At 71.6% G+C, this 17,044-nt stretch carries 19 protein-coding genes and 2 tRNA genes; 15 read left to right on the plus strand and 6 right to left on the minus strand.

The window, feature by feature from the left end:
• A partial coding sequence (locus EXE45_RS05685; protein WP_137693772.1) for a hypothetical protein occupies positions 1-380 on the minus strand: 380 nt, incomplete at its 3' end.
• Positions 381-512: 132 nt separating this feature from the next.
• Here EXE45_RS05685 and EXE45_RS05690 point away from each other — a divergent pair.
• From EXE45_RS05690 to EXE45_RS05715, 6 genes are all read left to right on the plus strand, one after another.
• Positions 513-1,382 (plus strand): CbiX/SirB N-terminal domain-containing protein, encoded by an 870-nt coding sequence (locus EXE45_RS05690; RefSeq protein ID WP_137693773.1) that lies wholly within the window; start codon positions 513-515, stop codon positions 1,380-1,382.
• 2 nt (positions 1,383-1,384) lie between these two features.
• Positions 1,385-2,614: a DR2241 family protein gene (locus EXE45_RS05695; protein WP_137693774.1), complete on the plus strand. Its 1,230-nt coding sequence runs from the start codon at positions 1,385-1,387 to the stop codon at positions 2,612-2,614.
• A gap of 100 nt (positions 2,615-2,714) precedes the next feature.
• A complete protein-coding gene (pheA, locus tag EXE45_RS05700) occupies positions 2,715-3,521 on the plus strand; it encodes a prephenate dehydratase (protein ID WP_092920876.1) in 807 nt (268 codons plus the stop codon).
• A 170-nt stretch (positions 3,522-3,691) separates the two neighbouring features.
• Positions 3,692-4,186, plus strand: a complete 495-nt coding sequence (locus EXE45_RS05705) for a fasciclin domain-containing protein (protein ID WP_137693775.1) — start codon at positions 3,692-3,694, stop codon at positions 4,184-4,186.
• A gap of 98 nt (positions 4,187-4,284) precedes the next feature.
• Entirely contained in the window at positions 4,285-4,560 is a 276-nt protein-coding gene (locus tag EXE45_RS05710; protein ID WP_092920878.1) for a winged helix-turn-helix domain-containing protein, read from the plus strand.
• A gap of 55 nt (positions 4,561-4,615) precedes the next feature.
• A complete protein-coding gene (locus EXE45_RS05715) occupies positions 4,616-5,029 on the plus strand; it encodes a hypothetical protein (protein ID WP_394348145.1) in 414 nt (137 codons plus the stop codon).
• Between the two features lie 28 nt (positions 5,030-5,057).
• Here the strand turns inward: EXE45_RS05715 and cysS are convergent, their stop codons facing one another.
• The 3 genes from cysS to EXE45_RS05730 form a co-directional block, all read right to left on the minus strand.
• The gene (gene cysS, locus EXE45_RS05720) at positions 5,058-6,578 is read right to left on the minus strand and encodes a cysteine--tRNA ligase (protein ID WP_137693776.1); all 1,521 of its coding nucleotides are present in this window, start codon (positions 6,576-6,578) and stop codon (positions 5,058-5,060) included.
• 484 nt (positions 6,579-7,062) lie between these two features.
• Positions 7,063-8,325 carry a threonine ammonia-lyase gene (gene ilvA, locus EXE45_RS05725; RefSeq protein ID WP_137693777.1) on the minus strand — a complete coding sequence of 421 codons (1,263 nt, stop codon included), beginning with the start codon at positions 8,323-8,325 and terminating at the stop codon, positions 7,063-7,065.
• An 84-nt stretch (positions 8,326-8,409) separates the two neighbouring features.
• Complete coding sequence (locus EXE45_RS05730; RefSeq protein WP_137693778.1) at positions 8,410-9,795, minus strand: deoxyribodipyrimidine photo-lyase; 1,386 nt, start codon at positions 9,793-9,795, stop codon at positions 8,410-8,412.
• Positions 9,796-9,906: 111 nt separating this feature from the next.
• On the opposite strand from EXE45_RS05730, the gene EXE45_RS05735 reads away from it, so the two are divergent.
• The 3 genes from EXE45_RS05735 to EXE45_RS05745 all read left to right on the plus strand — a co-directional run bounded on the left by EXE45_RS05735 (position 9,907) and on the right by EXE45_RS05745 (position 12,015).
• Entirely contained in the window at positions 9,907-10,440 is a 534-nt protein-coding gene (locus tag EXE45_RS05735; protein ID WP_092920882.1) for an Hsp20/alpha crystallin family protein, read from the plus strand.
• Between the two features lie 62 nt (positions 10,441-10,502).
• The gene (locus EXE45_RS05740; RefSeq protein WP_137693779.1) at positions 10,503-11,135 is read left to right on the plus strand and encodes a protein-L-isoaspartate(D-aspartate) O-methyltransferase; all 633 of its coding nucleotides are present in this window, start codon (positions 10,503-10,505) and stop codon (positions 11,133-11,135) included.
• Positions 11,136-11,211: 76 nt separating this feature from the next.
• A complete protein-coding gene (locus tag EXE45_RS05745; protein WP_092920884.1) occupies positions 11,212-12,015 on the plus strand; it encodes a protein-L-isoaspartate O-methyltransferase in 804 nt (267 codons plus the stop codon).
• A gap of 33 nt (positions 12,016-12,048) precedes the next feature.
• Here the strand turns inward: EXE45_RS05745 and EXE45_RS05750 are convergent, their stop codons facing one another.
• Complete coding sequence (locus EXE45_RS05750) at positions 12,049-12,525, minus strand: Ig domain-containing protein group 1 domain-containing protein (RefSeq protein ID WP_092920885.1); 477 nt, start codon at positions 12,523-12,525, stop codon at positions 12,049-12,051.
• A 133-nt stretch (positions 12,526-12,658) separates the two neighbouring features.
• Here EXE45_RS05750 and EXE45_RS05755 point away from each other — a divergent pair, with 133 nt between their 5' ends.
• The 4 genes from EXE45_RS05755 to EXE45_RS05770 all read left to right on the plus strand — a co-directional run bounded on the left by EXE45_RS05755 (position 12,659) and on the right by EXE45_RS05770 (position 15,124).
• Complete coding sequence (locus EXE45_RS05755) at positions 12,659-13,897, plus strand: ATP-binding protein (RefSeq protein ID WP_394348146.1); 1,239 nt, start codon at positions 12,659-12,661, stop codon at positions 13,895-13,897.
• A gap of 61 nt (positions 13,898-13,958) precedes the next feature.
• Positions 13,959-14,363 (plus strand): CrcB family protein, encoded by a 405-nt coding sequence (locus EXE45_RS05760; protein WP_137693781.1) that lies wholly within the window; start codon positions 13,959-13,961, stop codon positions 14,361-14,363.
• Complete coding sequence (locus tag EXE45_RS05765) at positions 14,360-14,722, plus strand: CrcB family protein (protein WP_137693782.1); 363 nt, start codon at positions 14,360-14,362, stop codon at positions 14,720-14,722. The genes EXE45_RS05760 and EXE45_RS05765 overlap by 4 nt, the downstream gene beginning before the upstream one ends.
• 87 nt (positions 14,723-14,809) lie before the next feature.
• Positions 14,810-15,124, plus strand: coding sequence for a hypothetical protein (locus EXE45_RS05770; RefSeq protein WP_167603376.1), 315 nt, complete (start codon positions 14,810-14,812; stop codon positions 15,122-15,124).
• A gap of 48 nt (positions 15,125-15,172) precedes the next feature.
• On the opposite strand, the gene cca is transcribed toward EXE45_RS05770, so the two are convergent.
• Positions 15,173-16,603, minus strand: a complete 1,431-nt coding sequence (gene cca / locus EXE45_RS05775) for a CCA tRNA nucleotidyltransferase (RefSeq protein WP_137693783.1) — start codon at positions 16,601-16,603, stop codon at positions 15,173-15,175.
• A 159-nt stretch (positions 16,604-16,762) separates the two neighbouring features.
• Between cca and EXE45_RS05780 the strand changes: the two genes are divergently transcribed.
• A tRNA-Asn gene (locus tag EXE45_RS05780) sits at positions 16,763-16,835 on the plus strand.
• Positions 16,836-16,903: 68 nt separating this feature from the next.
• Positions 16,904-16,978: transfer RNA gene (locus EXE45_RS05785), tRNA-Ile, on the plus strand.
• Positions 16,979-17,044 lie beyond the last annotated feature (66 nt).

The following is a 17,044-nucleotide window of genomic DNA, read 5'->3' on the forward strand; positions in this document are numbered from 1 at the left end:
ATCCTCGCGGCGGGGTCGACGTCGCCCGCCGCGAGGATCGCCGTGCGGTCGCCGCCGTCGACGACCCCCGCGCCGCCGACGCGGAGGAGAGGGACATCACCCGGGTCGCCGTCGTCCGCGTCGGCGGCGTTCGCGTCGTCGACCACGCCCACGCCGCTCCGCATGGTGACGCTCGCGGTGCGCGCCTCCGTCTCGTACGCCGGGAGGTCCTCCCGGAAGCGGCGGAGTGCGGCCGCGATCGCGTCCGGGTCGCCGTCGAGGTCCGCCCGCTCGGCGAGCCAGGTCGCGGCGGCGCTGTGGTTCACCAGTCCGGCGCGGAGCGCGTCCCGGACGAACGGGTTCGCTCGGACCGCCTCCCGCGTCTCGGCTGCCAGCGACATGCGCGAGGCTGCGCGTCGGGCGGGCAAGATCGTTTCGGTCGCGCCGGGGATCCCGCCCCGGAGACGGATCGGAGATTCTCGTCGCCCCGCAGCCTCCGAAGTCCCTAAGAGCGGCGCGCCCCCAGCACGGGTATGCAGTCGCTCGTCATCGTCGCGCACGGCTCGCACCTCAACCCCGAGTCGAGCGCGCCGACGTACGACCACGCCGACACGATCCGCGCCGCCGGTGCCTTCGACGAGGTCCGCACCGGCTTCTGGAAGGAAGAGCCCCACTTCCGAGAGGTGCTCCGTACCGTCGAGGGGTCGGAGATCTACGTCGTCCCGCTGTTCGTCTCGGAGGGGTACTTCACCGAGCAGGTGATCCCCCGCGAGCTCCGGCTCGACGGGTGGGACGTCTCCGAGTGGGACTCCGACGGCCTCTCCGCCGACCAGGCCACGCTCGTCGCCGAGGACATCGACAGCGAGGTCCACTACTGCGGCCCGGTCGGGACCCACCGCGCGATGACCGACGTGATCGTCCGGCGGGCGGAGTCCGTGACGAACGACGCCGACGTGGGCGACGGGTTCGGGCTGGCGGTCGTCGGTCACGGCACCGAGCGCAACGAGAACTCGGCGAAGGCGATCGAGTACCACGCCGACCGGATCGCCGAGCGCGACCGCTTCGACGAGGTGAAGGCGCTGTACATGGACGAGGAGCCCGAGGTCGACGACCTCCCGGAGCACTTCGAGAGCGACGACGTCGTCCTGGTCCCCCTCTTCATCGCCGACGGCTACCACACGCAGGAGGACATCCCGGAGGACGTCGGCCTCTGCGAGGACCACACCGAGGGGTACGACGTGCCCGAGACCGTCGACGGCACCCGGATCTGGTACGCCGGCGCGGTGGGAACGGAGCCGCTCATGGCCGACGTGGTGTTGGAGCGCGCCGCCGACGCCGGCGCCGACATCGGCGGGGCGCTCGACGACGTGCGCGAGACGACCCGCGTCGCCACGGGGGACTGACCGTGGCCGACTCCACCCCCGGGACCGACGGCGGCGAGGCGGGCGAAGCGGGCGAGGCGGACGACGACGGACCCGAACTCTCCGACGTCGACCTCCCGAGCGACGCGTTCGACGCGGTGCTCGACGCGCTCGACGACCGCGACCCCGGCGAACCCCTCCAGTTCGAGGGGTTCAGCGTCGCGCGCGGCACCAAAGGAACCGACGAGGACCTGCCCGGCGGCACGCCCGACGAGTACGTCCTCGCCGCCGGCGGCCGCCCGACGGGGATGAGCGAGCGCGACCTCCACGAGGCGCTCGCCGAGCGCGCGCCCGCCGTCACCGACTGGTACGTCTTCGAGCGGGTCGTCGGCGAGTTCGGGCCGCGCCGCGCGTTCCTCCGCTGGATCGAGGACGCCGACGGCGAGACCGTCGCGACCCGGTACGCGGCGCTCGCCGAGGGGATCGAGCGCGCGTGGGGGGAGCTGAAGATCACGGCCACGATCACCGACCGCGGCGAGCGCCGCTACGACGTGCGCCACGCCGACGACGCCGGCGTTCCGGTCGACGAGCTCGACGCGTACGAGGACCCGCTCGACGCGCGCGAGCTGGTCACCTTCGACGAGAAGGGGCGGTACCGGCCGCTCAAGACCGCGCCGTCGCTCGCGGGCGGCTGGGTCTTCCCCGACCTGGGCCCCCGCGACCTCTACGAGGCGGTGGAGACGATCTACCCCGCGACGGTCGCCAACTGGCACCGCGAGCGCGAGGGCGAGTTCGACGTGACCCACTGGCGCGAGACGATGGAGCGCCAGTCGGGCATCTACGGCGTCGTGAAGACCTGGGACCGCGGCGAGGGCAACGAACACGTCGACTGGGTCGCTGAGGCGTGCTGCGACGACTCCCAGTGTCTCAAGCGGCGGGAGTGGGAGTACGACGAGGAGACCGACCTCGACGTCGACGGCGGCGACGGCGTCTTCCCCTGTCGCGAGCCCTGCTCCGTCGTGGTGTCTGCCGCGCGCAAGTGGACGCGGCTGGAGAGCGAGCAGCCCCGGACGTACGAGTTCGAACTGACCCCGAGCGAGAAGGAGCAGGTCGAAGACATCATCGACGCGGTCGCCGACGGCCGGATCGACGAGATCCGCGAGGCCGACACGAAGGAGGGCGCGAACCGCTACCGGACGCGGTTCCTCCGGGCGAAGCTGTTCGACGACGAGGGGAACCTCGGCGGCGTGCCGACCGATCCGGACGAGGAGTGACCGCTGCGGCGGCCGGCGCCGAACCGCGCTACACCGACCCGCACCGGAAACATCGCCGCGCCCCGCAGGCTTTTCTCGCCGCCCCCGATACGATGGGGTAATGAACGCCGTCACGCTGGGCCCCGCCGGCACGTACTCGCACCGCGCCGCGCGCGCCGTCGCCGCCGAGGTGTCGTTCCGGGAGTCGGTCACCGCGATCGTCGACGCCGTCGCGAGCGGCGAGTTCGAGCGCGGGGTCGTCCCCATCGAGAACAGCATCGAGGGGTCCGTCACGGAGAGCCTCGACGCGCTCGCCGACTACGACGTGGCGGTGACCCGCGAGGTCGTCACGCCGATCCGCCACGCCCTCCTCGCGCAGGACGAGGAGTTCGAGGCCGTCGCGAGCCACTCGCAGGCGCTCGCGCAGTGTCGCAACTGGCTGGAGGCGAACTACCCGGACGCCGGCCTCGAAGCGGTCGCCTCAACGGCCCGCGGGGTCGAGCGAGCCCGCGAGGACGCCCGCGTGGCCGGGATCGGCCACCCCGATAACGCCGGCGACGACCTCGAGATCCTCGCGGCCGACATTCAGGACCGAACGTCGAACGCGACGCGCTTCCTCGTCGTCGCGCCCGAGTCCGCGCGCTCCGACGCCGGCGGAAAGACCACGCTGATCGTCTACCCGAACGCGAACTACCCCGGCCTCCTCCTGGAACTGCTGGAGGCGTTCGCCGACCGCAACCTCAACCTCTCGCGGATCGAGTCGCGTCCGAGCGGCGAGCGCCTCGGCGACTACCTGTTCCACTTCGACGTGGACGCCGGCCTCTACGAGGACCACATGGCGGCCGCCGTCCGGGATATCGAGGCCATCGCCGACAAGGGGTGGGTCAAGGTGCTCGGATCGTACGACACCGAACACGTGCTGGACTGAGCCGCCCCACCCGGCCGCGGCGGGATTCCGGACCCGCCTCTCCCGGCTCGGTCCCCCGCCCGAAGTCGGTAATATTGGCGGAGATTTGGGTCTCTTTCGTGGGGAAGTCAGGTTGCTTTCACCAAATTGTTAAATAAATTCTGAAACGTTCTCCCGGGCGGGTGTTTCCCATGAACGCTGGCAGACGGACGGTACTGAAGCGCGTCGGCGCGGGAACAGCGGCGCTGATCGGCGGCGCGGGGGCGGCCGCAGCGAAGCCGCCGAGCCGGGGCGACACGATAGTCGACGTGGCCGCCGCGGCCGACGGCTTCGACGTGCTCGTCGCCGCGGTCCGGGAGGCGGGGCTCGTCGGCACGCTGAACGGGAACCGACAGCTGACGGTCTTCGCCCCGACCGACGCGGCGTTTAACGACGCTGGGATCACGGTCGACAACGTCGACGCGGTCGACGACGAGTTCCTGACCGACGTGCTCACCTACCACGTCGTGCCGGGCCGTCGGAAGGCGAACTCAATCGTCAACGCGAGCCAGGTGCCGACCCTGAACGGCGCGAAGGTCGACGTCGACGGCACCGACCTCAACGGCGACCAGGCCGACATCGTCGACACGAACATCGAGGCCTCGAACGGCATCATCCACGTCATCGACGGCGTGTTACAGCCGTAGGCGACGGATCAATCGTGTCCCCGCCGGCGTTACGCTCTCCCCGCTCCCCGTGCGGGTATCCCCGCGCTTATTACCCGGTCCTCCGATTGGTACTCTCGATGGAGGCGGTCCTCTGGCAGGTGTTGGCGGGTACCCGGGGCGGTCCGAACCGCGCCCGGCTGCTCCGCGCGCTCGACGAGCGCCCGCGGAACGCCAACCAGCTCGCCGAGGACCTCGACCTCGCGTACAAGACCGTCAGACACCATCTCGACGTGCTCGAGGAGAACGGCGTGATCGAGAGCACCGACCAGAACTACGGTGCCATTTACCTCCCCACGGACCGGACCCGTACGCACTGGGACACCGTCGAAGAGATCGTCGACCAACTGGAATGAGTGTGACCTACCCCCCGAACGCACCGACCGACCGCGGAACCGGAGGGCGCGCGCCATGACTGCGACCCTCGGCGTGACGACCGCCGCGACGACCCTCGACGTAGCGACGACCCTCGACGTAGCGACGGCCAGCTTGGACGTAGCGACGGCCAGCTTGGACGTAGCGACCGCCGGCATCGCGACGCTCGGCGGCGCGACGCTCGGCGTGGCGCGGGTCGCCGCGGCGCTGAACATCCTGCTGCTGCTCGTCCTCGTCGGTATCTGGGGCCGGAACTACCTCGAGATCCGGTCGAAACACACCCTCGGCTCGGCGGTGTTCGCGCTCCTCCTCCTCGCCGAGAACGCCCTGGCGCTGTTCTACTACCTGAACCCGCCGCAGATGTCGACGCCGGCGCTCCGGGCGATGATGTACCTCCAGATCCTGGAGTTCGTCGGGATCGCCTTCCTCGTGTACGTGACGTGGGACTGAGCCGCGTCGGCCCCTTGACCGAGTCGCCCTACTCGAACCGGTACGTCGCGCCGTCCGGCCCGTCCTCGATCTCGACGCCGACCTCCCGGAGGGCGTCGCGGAGCTCGTCTGCGCGCTCGTAGTTCCCCGCCTCCCGCTCGGCCTCGCGCACGTCGAGCACGAGTTCGACCAGCTCGGCGGCGAGGTCGACGTCCCCGTCGGTCGTCGACCCGAACTGGAGGCCGAGCACGTCGCCGCCGAGCTCCTCGAACGCCTCGACCGCCTGGCGGAGGCCGCGGTAGTCGTAGGCGGCCTCGGCGTCGGTCCCGGCCGCACCGTCGTTCGCGCCCGCCTCCTCGACCCCGTCCACGTGGCGGTTCACCGCGTCGGTGAGGTCGAGGAGCGCCGCGGTCGCCTCCCGGAGGTTGAGGTCGTCGTTCATCGCGGCCGCGAACTCCTCGCGCGCGGTCGCGACCGTCTCGCGGAGGTCGCCGTCCTCGGTCTTCGCGCGGGCCTCCGTGGAGTCGAGCGCGTCGACGGCGCGGTCGTGGGTGCGCGAGAGCCGCTCCCAGCGCTCCTCGGCCTCGGCGATCGTCTCCTCGGTGAGCGCCTGCTCCGAGCGGTAGGCGGCGCCCGCGTAGAAGGTCCGGATCACGTTGACGCCGAGCTCGTCGAGCGCGTCGGGGACGGTCCAGAAGTTGCCGATCGAGGAGGACATCTTCTCGCCGTCCATCTCCAGCAGGCCGACGTGGAGCCAGTGGCGCGCGAACGCCTCGCCGGTGGCCGCCTCGGACTGCGCGATCTCGTTCTCGTGGTGGGGGAACACGAGGTCGCGCCCGCCCATGTGAACGTCGAGCGTGTCGCCGAGGTGCGTCGTCGACATCGCCGAGCACTCGACGTGCCACCCCGGGCGGCCCTCGCTCCACGGCGACGCCCACGTCTCGCCGTCGGGCGTCTCGGCGCCGTGGTCGTGTTTCGCGTGTTCGCGCGCCGCGGACTCGCTCACGCCGTCCGCCTTCCAGAGGGCGAAGTCCGCGGGGTTGCGCTTCTCCGACCGCTCGTCCGGGTCGCCCTGCGCCTCGAGCGCGTCGAGGTCCTGGTTCGAGAGCTTCCCGTACCCGTCGAAGGCGGTCACGTCGAAGTAGACGGAGCCGTTCGACTCGTAGGCGTACCCCTTCTCGATCAGGGTCTCCGTCAGGTCGATTATCTCCGGGACGTGTTCGGTGACGCGCGGGTACACCTCCGCCCGCTTGAGGTTCAGCCCGCGCATCGAATCGAAGACGCTCGCCGTGAACGTCTCGGCCACGTCGCGCTCGGCCGCCCACTCGTCGCGCTCGCCGACGCGGGCCGTGATCTTCTCGTTGACGTCGGTGACGTTCTCGACGTGGCGCACGTCGTAGCCGACGTGTTCGAGCCACCGGTGGAGCACGTCGGCGTGGAACCACAGGCGGGCGTGGCCGAGGTGCGGGTTGTCCGACACCGTCAGGCCGCAGACGTACAGCGTGACGTCGCCGTCCGCGGTGAACTCGACGCGCTCGTCTGCCAGGGTGTCGGTAACGACGAGACTCATTACGACGTGGTTGCCGGGGTGCGCGTTTCAAATCGTCGGATCGAGCGAGACGAGGACCGATACGACTCCGCCGTCGGTTCGTCTGCCCGGGCGTGGATATTCGATATTGACCGCGGATCGGCGGCGAGCACCACCAAAGCCCCAGCCGATCGGATACAAATAACCCACAGTAGATCGACGGCGAACGCCTCCAAAGCCCCAGCCGCGAGGGCGCCGTACGCTCGCTGCGCGCTTCACTCGGTCGCTCACTACGTTCGCTTCCTCGTTCCAGTGCTTACGTCGCCTACGGCGCCCTCGTGGCTGCCCCTTTGATTCCCACCCCGCACAGCACCGCAACCGCGCCTCACACCTCCCCAGCCTCGTCGGCCGGCCTCCGCTTCGCTCCGGCCGGCCGACTCCCTCGCACGCGCTCCTCGCGGGCCACGGGCCCGCTCGGAGGCGCGCGCCACCGCAATTCTATTTATAAATAGACAACTGCCTACTCTCACGCCTCCCGCGTCGTCCACGTCACCTCGTATCCCGCCTCGCGCACCGCGGTCAGGACGCGGTCGACGTGGGCGGGGCCGTTCGTCTCCACCTCGAACACGAGGTCGGCGTCGCCCACCGGCAGGTCCGGGCGGCTGCGCTCGTGGCGCACCGTCCGGATGTTCGCGCGCTCGCCGCCGATCAGGGTCGCGATCTCTCCCATCGTCCCGGGCGTGTCGTCGATCCGGACGGAGAGCTCGATCAGCTGGGCGCGGTCGACGAGGGCGTGCGTCACCACCTCCTTCAGCGTCGTCACGTCGATGTTACCGCCGCAGAGCAGCGGGACCACCGTCTCGCCGGCGAGGTCGAGCTCGTCGACCGCGTCGTCGTTCAGGAGGGCGGCCGCGGCGGTCGCGCCCGCGCCCTCGACCATCTGTTTGGCGCGCTCCAAGAGGAGGAGGATCGCGCTTGCCACGTCGTCGTCGCTCACGACGACGGCGTCGTCGAGGTGCTCGTCCAGCAGGCCGAAGGTGAGCTCGCTCAGCCCGCCGGTCGCGATCCCGTCCGCGATGGTGTCGGGCTCGTCTCGCGTGACGAGCTCGCCGGCCGCGAGGCTCTCCGAGAGCGTCGACGCGCCCTCGGTCTGGACGCCCACCACGCGCGTCTCGGGCGAGCGCGCCTTCACCGCGGCCGCGACGCCGCCCGCGAGCCCGCCGCCGCCCACCGGGACGAGGACGGCGTCGGCGTCGGGCACCTGCTCTATCACCTCCAGGCCGAGCGTCCCCTGCCCGGCGACCACGTCCGGGTCGTCGAACGCGTGGACGAACCGCGTCCCGGGGTCGTCGGTCAGCGTCCGGGCGTGTGCCATCGCCTCCGGGAACGCGCTCCCGCGGAGCACGACCTCCGCGCCGTACGCGCGGGTCGCCTCGATCTTCGCCGCCGGCGCCGACTCCGGCATCACGATCGTCGCGTCGATCCCGGCGTCCGACGCCGCCAGCGCCACTCCCTGAGCGTGGTTGCCCGCGCTCGCGGCCACGACGCGCTCGATCGCGGGATCGTCGGTCCCCGCTCCGGATCCGTCGACGGCCCGCGAGATCGCGTTGTACGCGCCGCGCGTCTTGAACGAGCCGGTGCGCTGGAGGTGTTCCATCTTCAGGCGCACGTCGGCGCCGCACCGGTCGCTCAGCGACCGGCTCCGCTCGACGGGCGTGCGCTGGACGATGTCGGTGCCGGCGATCCGCTCGGCGGCGGCCTCGACGTCGTCGATCGTGACGGGAGACATGGCGGAGCCGTTCTCGTGCGCCCCCGAAAAGGACTCGGATACGGAACGGAGTCAGAACCCTCGCGTCGCCGCGTCGACCGGACCCTACCGCTTCCCGAGCGCCTCCTCGAAGACGCGCTGGGCCCGCTCGTACCCCTCGTTCCGGTCGACGATCGGATGCGGGTAGTCGGGCGCCAGCTCCTCGCGCTCCGCCCGCGAGAGGGTCGGCCAGTCGACGACCTTGCCCGCGGGCACGTCCGCGAGTTCCGGGACGTACGCCGTCACGAAGCGCGCGTCCGCGTCGTACTTCGACATCTGGCTCACCGGGTCGAAGATGCGCACGTCGACGGAGTCGGTACCGGTCGAGGCGGTCCACTGCCACGCGCCGTGGTTCGAGGCGTAGTCGTGGTCGATCAGCTGCTTGGTGAAGTAGCGCGCGCCGCGCCGCCAGTCGATCAGGAGGTGTTTCGTCAGGAAGCTCGCGACCACCTGTCGCGGGCGGTTGTGAATATACCCCTCCGCGTTCAGCTGCCGCATCCCGGCGTCGACGAGGGGGTAGCCGGTCTCGCCGCGCGCCCACGCCTCGAAGTCGGCGTCCGACTCGCGCCACGCGATCTCGTTCGGGAACGACTTGTAGTTGGACACCGCGAGGTCGGGGTTGTAGTACAGCAGGTGGTACATCTGCTCGCGCCACGACAGCTCGTAGCGGTACTTGTCGACGTTGCGGCGTTCGCTCCCGGTCGCGGCGTCGTACGCGTCGCTCGCGCCCGCCCACAGCTCTCGGATCCCAATCGCGCCCGTCGCGAGGTACGGCGACATTCGGGAGACCGCGCGTGTCGGCGCCTCGACGGCCCGCGAGAGGTCGTCGCGGGTGTCGTTGTAGGAGGTGATCCCGCCTTCGAGGAAGCCGTCGAACCGCTCGCGGGCGGCCTCGTACCCCGCCTCGGGGAGGTCGATGTCGGCGTCGGGCTCGGGGACCGTCTTCCCGTCGCGCACGTCGGCCAGCGCGTCCGGACCGGGCGCCGCGTACGGCCCGCGCTTCGGCACGGCCTCCCAGTCGTCGTGGAACTGACTGTGGTTCGGGTAGCGATCCGCTAGCCGCCCGGGGTCGACCAACACGAGGTCGGTCCGCGAGTCCGTCTCGACGCCCGCGCCGGCGAGCGCGTCCTCGACCGCCCGCTGTCGGTTCCGACGGGCCGGTCTGTAGTGCTCGTTGTAGTACACCGTCTCGGCGTCGTACTCCGCCGCGAGGTCGACGAGGACCTCGCTCGGGTCGCCCGCGCGGACGACTAGGTCGCTCCCGAGTTCGCGGTACCGTTCCTCCAGCCGCTTCACGTGCCGGAGGAAGAGGGCGCGCTGACGCGCACCGACCGCCGCGAGCAGGTCGGCGTCGTACACGAACGCCGGCACAATTTCCCCCTCTCGGGCCGCGGCCGCGAGGCCGGCGTTGTCTCGCATCCGAGCGTCCCCGCGGTGCCAGAACAGGCGCATACGATCGCCTGGGGCGCGAGCGGATAGTGTCTGTCGCCCGCCCGCGTGACCGTCGACGGACCCCGGTACCGCCAGTACGTTCAAGACGCTCCGTCACGAATCCTGACCTGTATGACCCGACGCGATCCCTTCGACGAGATCGAAGACCTGCTCGAACGGATGGGCCGCGAGTTCGAGGAGCTCGGCGGCACGCTGGAGGGGACCGGTCCCGAGGTCCCGCGGTTCCCCGGCGCCCGCGAGGTCGACGTCGACGTGATCGAGGACGACGAGGCGATCACCGTCGTCGCCGACCTCCCCGGATTCGACCCCGCCGACGTCGACGTCGAGTTCCGCGACGAGGCGCTCGCGATCTCCGGATCCCGCGAGGAGTCGAGCGAATTCGACGTTGCGGACGCGGGCGACGACGCCGGTGAGGCCGACCCGGACGCCGCGTCCGACGCGGCCGACGGCGCACGCGAAGCCGACGACGAGGCCCGCTACCACCGGCGCGAACGGCGCTTCAGATCCGTCTCCCGTCGGATTCCGATCCCCGAACCGATCGAGGCGGACGCGGCGACGGCGTCCTTCGACGCCGGCGTGCTCACCGTCAGGCTCCCGAAGCGCTCGCCGGACGACGACCGCGGCCACACGATCGACGTCAGTTGACCCTCGGCCGCGCCGTCGCCACCGTCGATGCTTTCTCCACGTTTCCCGTGTTACCGTCTCGCATGAACGACGCCGACCGCGCGGCCGCCAGGCGCGAACTGGTGCGCGCGCTCCGCGACCGCCTCGACGCGAGCGAACGGACGCTGTCGGCGATCGGCGCCGTCCCGCGCCACGAGTTCGTTCCGGAGCCGCAGCGCGCGTCGGCGTACGACGACCGTCCGCTCCCGATCGGTCACGACCAGACGGTCAGTGCGCCGCACATGGTCGCCATGATGACCGATCTCCTCGACGTCGAGCGCGGGGACCGCGTCTTCGAGGTGGGAACCGGCTGCGGCTACCACGCGGCGGTCGTCACCGAGGTGGTCGGCCCGGGGAACGTCTTCTCGGCCGAGCGCGTTCCGGAACTGGCCGCGGACGCCCGCGAACGGCTCGATCGCCTCGGCTACGACGTGACCGTCGCGGCCGAGGACGGTCGCGAGGCGTTCGCGGACGAGGCGCCGTTCGACGCCACCTACCTCACCTGCGCGGCGCCCGGGTCGGTACCGGACCCGATCGTCGACCGCGTCCGGACGGGCGGTCGCGTCGTCGCTCCCGTCTGCGAGGGCGGTCGCCAGCGGCTCGTCCGGCTCACGGCCCGTGAGGACGGGATCGACCGCGAGGACCACGGTGGCGTGCGGTTCGTTCCGATGCAGTAGTCGGCCGTGCCACCGGCGTGACCGGCACCCGTCCGGCGAACGCACAGTTTTAGAGGACCGAGTTCCGAGTGCGGTCATGGACGACGCGTCGCTCAGGGCGGACATGATCGAGGGGCTCGAACACCAGATCGGCGAGCCGATCGAGCCGCCCGTGCTGACCGCCCTCCAGCGCGTCCCGCGCGACCCCTTCGTCGACGACTCGCCCCGCGGCGGCGCCGTTGACGGCGACGACCCCCACTCGCTCTCGCTCGCGACGCTGGTCCGACTGGTCACCGCGCTCGACGCCGAGGAGGGAGATTCGGTCCTCGTTGTCGGCGCGGGGATCGGCTACTCGGTCGCGATCCTCGCCGAGATCGCCGGCGCGCGCCGCGTTCACGCGATCGACATCGACCGCTCCGCCGTCGTCGCCGCGCGATCGAACCTCGACGCGGCCGGCCACGAAGCGGTCCTCGTCGACCGCGCGGACGGCGCCGACGGTCTCCCGGCGTACGCGCCCTACGACCGGATCCTCCTCGAAGCCGCGGTGGTCGAGCCGCCGCGCGCCCTCCGCGAACAGCTGGCGTCCGACGGCCGAATCGTCTACCCGCGCGGCGCGGGCGTTCAGACGATCGCGGCGATCGAGCCGTCGTCGACCGCGACGTCGGGCGCGCCGGCTGCTCCGCCGACGAACGACGGCGCGGACGACGACCCCGCGCCCGCCGGGTTCGAGACCGTCGAGACGCACGGGCCGGCGCGACTCCGGCCGATGCTCGCGGACGGCGAACAGCCCGGCGTGGAGCGAAACCGGACTCGACGGGAGGACGCCGAACGCGCCGAGCGCGGCCGTCGCCGTCGCCACGGTTGGGAACAGGACTGGATCGACTGGGACGACCGGCTCTGACCGACTCCCTCGCGGCGCGAGCCCGCACGCCGCTCACTCCTCGACGACGAGCACCTCGGTGTTCTCCCGCTCGTCGACGTAGTCGCCCGTAGCCGGCGGTTTGATGTCGATCGTGAGCGTCCCCTCCGCCTGATTCGGACCGAGTTCGGGGGCGACCTCCACGCTGGCGACCCCTTCGCCGTTCGTCCGTGCGGTGGCGACGCCGTCGACCTGCGCGGAGCCGCCGCGCACGATGACCGTCGCGTCCGCGACGCGGGAGCCCTCGGGACCGACGACGGCGACGGTGAGCGACTGATCGCCGGGCGTGGTGACCTCCGGCTGTGGCTGCGCGTCCAGTTCGGTCGCGGCCAGCCCGTCGATGTCGCCGATCATCCCCATCATCACGCTGAGGCTGGCGACGCCGACGACGAGCGCGATGACGAGGCGGACCGGGAGCCCCTCGATCGCCCGGGTGTCGGTGCTGAACGTCCGGCGATTCGCGGTGCGCGAGTCGTGTGTTCGATCGGACATACGCCGCGCTGGCCGCGGCATGGGTTATAAAGAGTCGGACGGGGCGGATCGGACGCCGGTGACGGTGATCGCGATCACCGAACCCGACCGATCACCCGACCGTTTTTACCGGATGCCGAGGCCAGCCGACCCCATGTACGTACTCGGCCGCGCCGAGACCGATGGCGCCCCCGGCGCCGAGACCGGTGGCGACTCCGACGCCGAGACCGGTGGCGATCCCGGCACCGAGGCCGGTGGCGATCCCGGCACCGAGGCCGATCTCGACGCCGGGAGCGACCGCGACGGCGAGACTCACCGGCCGCCGCACACCGCCCGGATCGGCTCCTTCCTCGCTCGCGACGGGAGCGCCGGCGCGTCGGTCGGTGTCGACCTCGACCGCCCGCACGCGGGGGTCGTCTTCGGGAAGCGCGGGACCGGGAAGTCGTACACCCTCGGCGTTCTCGCCGAGGAACTCGCCGACGCCGACGGCGTCGCCCCGGTCGTCGTCGACCCGATGGGCGTCTTCGCCGGCCTCGAAGCGGTCGGCGGTCGCGTCGTCGACCCCGCGGTCCGTCCCGCCTCGATACCGCCCTCGGAATGGCCGGACTTACTCGCGCTCGACCCGGCCAGCGGGCCCGGGAGCCTCGTCTGGCGCGTCGTCGCGGACGCGGTCGACGACGGTAACGGAGACGCGGTCGGTGCCGACGGCTCCGCGGACCCCGGACGAAGCGGGGGCCCGTCCCCGTCGCTCGCGGCGCTCCGCGAGGCGGTCGACGCGGCCGACGCCCTGGCGGAGACCCGCCGCGCCGCGGTGAACCACCTCCGGCTGGCGGCGTCGTGGGGCGTCTTCGACGCCGACGCGCCGCCGGTCGCGTCGCTCGCGGCGGACGGCGACCCCGCGGTGCTCGACCTCGCCGGCGTCCCCGACGCGGCCGCGGCCGCCGTCGTCCGCGCGGTCGCTCGGGGGCTCTACGACGCGCGGATCGACGGCGGTCTTCCCCGGCTCCCGTGGCTCCTCGTCGACGAGGCCCACGCCTTCTTCGACGGGATCGCGGAGCCGGCGCTCCGGACGCTCCTCACTCGTGGTCGCGCGCCCGGCGTCTCGCTGGTCTGTGCGACCCAGCGCCCGGCCGCGCTGCCGAGCGTCGCCGTCTCGCAGTCCGACCTCCTCGTCTCCCATCGGCTCACGGCCGCGCGAGACGTTGACCGGCTGGCGGAGGCGGAGGCGACGTACCTCGCCGGCGACCTCGCCTCGCGGCTCCCGGAGGGGATCGGCGAGGCGCTCGTCGTCGACGACGCCACCGAGACGGTCCACACGGTCCGGATCCGCGAACGACGTACGCCGCACGAAGGGGAGAGCCCGCGCGCGAGTCGGCTGTCGGGTCCGGGGTGACCGAGCGCACCGGGGCCGAACGACTCCGAACGTACAAGCGGCCCCGGGGTCACCGACGCGTATGGAACGAACGCCGTACGGATTCCTGCTCGTCGCGGTCGGCGGGTTCCTCGGTGCGGTCGGCAGACACGCGGTCGACCTCGGGATCGCCCGGGTCGTCGCTGCGACCTCCTCCGGTGGCGGTCCGGCGATACTCGGCGGAACTCCCACCGGCACGGGGACGCTCGTCGCGAACGTCGCCGGGTCGTTCGCGCTCGGACTCCTGTTAACCCGCGCGTCGAGCGGCCGGATTCGACTGCTCGTCGGGACCGGCGCGCTCTCGTCGTTCACGACGTACAGCACGTTCGTCTCGGACGCGGTCGCGCTCGGAACGCCGGCGGGCGCGTGGTACGTCGCCGTCAGCTACGCGACCGGATTCGCCGCGGCCGCGGTCGGCCTCGCTGTCGGGGGGCGGCAGCAGCGATGACCGCCGCTCCGCTCGTCGCGACGGCACTCGTCGGCCTCGGCGGCGCGCTCGGGGCCGCCTCCCGCCACGCGGTCGGGCTTCGCGTCGGAGGGCGCCGATCGGTCCTCCTCGTCAACGCGCTCGGGAGCTTCGCGCTCGGAGCCGTGTCCGCCGCACCCGTCGGACCGACGGCGACGCTGCTCTTCGGCGTCGGCTTCTGTGGCGCGTTCACGACGTTCTCATCGTTCGCGGTCGGGACCGTGCGGGCGGCGAGCGAGACGGGAACCCGGGCCGCCGGGACGGTCGCAGCGACGAATCTCGGGGCCGCGTTGGCCGCGTTCCTGTTCGGTTCGATTCTCGTCGGTCGGACCCTCGGATGAACGGCGGCCGCTCCGGCGGCCCGAGGCCCGTTCCAGGTCGGACCGACAAGCGATAGGTACAGGATCCTCCGTCACCTACCCGTGGTCGTGACCGACACCGACCGCTCCGTCGACGGCGAGTCGACCGATACGGCCGACTCGGGGCCCCTCCCCGACGACGCGGACCTCGATTCGATCCCCGAGTTCGGCGACCTCTCGATCCTCCAGCGCGCGTTCGTCGCCGCCGCGCAGAACCCCTCGCGCGGCCTGCTGGTCGTCGGCCTGTTCGCGTTCGCGCTCGCCTTCTACGGGGCGTTCTGGCTGTCGTTCCCCCGCGCCGCCGGTCTGCTCTCCGCGGTCGCGGCGATCGTCGCCGCCGTCGCGGCGCTCGTTTACTTGCTTCTCGACCGCGTCGCTCGCTGACGCCCGCTCTCTCGTCGCCGTCTCGGTTCGAACCCCCTCGGCGGCGGATCAGGGTCGCGGCTCGTAGAACTCGCGGAGCGGCCGACCGAACGCGGGCGCGAGCGTCGCGACCGCCCCGCCGACCAACACGTCGCGGTCGTCGAACGCCGGCTCTACCTGCGCCCCGAGCGCCACGTCGCTCGCGGCGTCGCTCTCCAAGTACTCCCGGACGGTGGCGAACTCGCGCTCCCGCTCGACGACGTACCGGTCTCCGTCGATGAAGGGTCCGTAGGTGTCGGGGTCGACGTCGTCGACGTACGACTCGTAGAAGCTCGCGGCGTGTTTCCGTACCGCCACCGGGGGGCCGTCGTGGCGCTCGACGGCCGGCCGCTCGGTCACCTCCAGTTCCGCGTACAGCGCGGCCCGCGTCGGTCCGTCGGACCCGTCACTCTCGGTCGTCTCCCCTGGATCGTCCGCTCCGGCGGTGCCCGTCGCTCCCGCGGCGTCCGTCATGGCGGTCGCTCGGAGGACGTCGAAGCCGTGCTCGTTGAGGCCGCCGACGATCCCGTCCAGCGAGCGCCGGAGCTGCGGCCACAGTTGGTCGTCGACCACGTCGGGCGCGTCGAAGAGGACCGCGACCGGCGTCGTCTCCCGTCGATCGAGGTGGTCGCGCACCTCCGCGGAACTGAGCGGTTCCGGCTTCTCCGGCTCGAAGAAGCCCTCGCCCGGGGCCGCGAGCAGCTCCCGCGCGTAGTGCTGGAACCGCGCGAGGTTCGTCGCCGACAGCACCGCGGCGACGTTCCGCGTCGGATCGGTGGGGTCGACGACGACCAGCGGGTCATCGAACGTGCGCTCGGCGTGTCCCTCGGGATCGAACTCCACCGGCGGGTGCCAGCTCCGCGCGGACTCGACGAGGGGGACGAACCCGCCGAGCTCCAACACGAGCAGCTCCGTGAGGTACCCCGAAAAGCCCTCGGTGCGGAGGTCGCTCCCGTACGCGCCGATCCCCTTCAGGAACGCCTTCGCCAGCACCACGTCCGCCGCGAGGTCGTCGTCGAGCCGCGCGGAGAGGTACGCGTCGTGGAACGGCGTGCGGTCGACCGCGGAGACCAGCTCCGCCGCCCGCTCCACGTCGTGACAGGGGACTAAGTCGACGTCGAACCCCTCGTGGCTCCCCTTCACGTACGGGTGTTCGGCGTACTCCTCGTGGCCGTCGGGGAGGACCGCGTGGCCGACTTCGAGGCCGTACTCCTCTAACTCGGCGCGGTCGAGGTCCGCGTCGAACCGGACGAAGAGATCGATGTCCCGGTCGCCCGCGACCCACGTGCCGCGCGCGGTCGACCCGACCTGGACCACGTCGGCCTCGACCGGGAGGTCGGCGATGGCCTCGCGGGCCCGCTCGGTCAGCTCCGCGGCCGTCTCGCGCAGCCGCTCGCGCTCCTCGGGCTCCGGGAGGACCCGCTCGCGCACCCGCGACAGCACCGCCTCCAACTCGTCCATACCGAACGGTCTCGCGGTCCGGCCGAAAACGTGTCGGTCGGATCGGGGCCGCGCTGAGCGCGCTCGCGGTAGCGTTTCTCTCCGCTCTCGTCGGGCGGATCCCGCTCCGTCGGGCGGAAACGAAAGCCCTATCAAAACGACGCGAGTACCCGGAAGTGAGCCGAAGTAGCTCAGTTGGTAGAGCGCCTCGCTGTTAACGAGGCGGTCCCAGGTTCGAGTCCTGGCTTCGGCGCCTTCTGTTTCACCCGCTTCGCCGCGAGTCGGTACGCTCAAAAACGTCTCGGACGTACCGACGAGTACGGGCCCTTAGCTTAGTCCGGTTAAAGCGACTCGCTCATAACGAGTTGATCGCCGGTTCGAATCCGGCAGGGCCCATCCACGGTATACCCGTTACCGGACGGTCCCTCCGCGGATCAGATCGTCCGGTCGCCGAAAACGCGG

This window comes from Halorubrum sp. SP9, assembly GCF_005435015.1.
GTDB classification, from domain to species: Archaea; Halobacteriota; Halobacteria; order Halobacteriales; family Haloferacaceae; genus Halorubrum; species Halorubrum sodomense.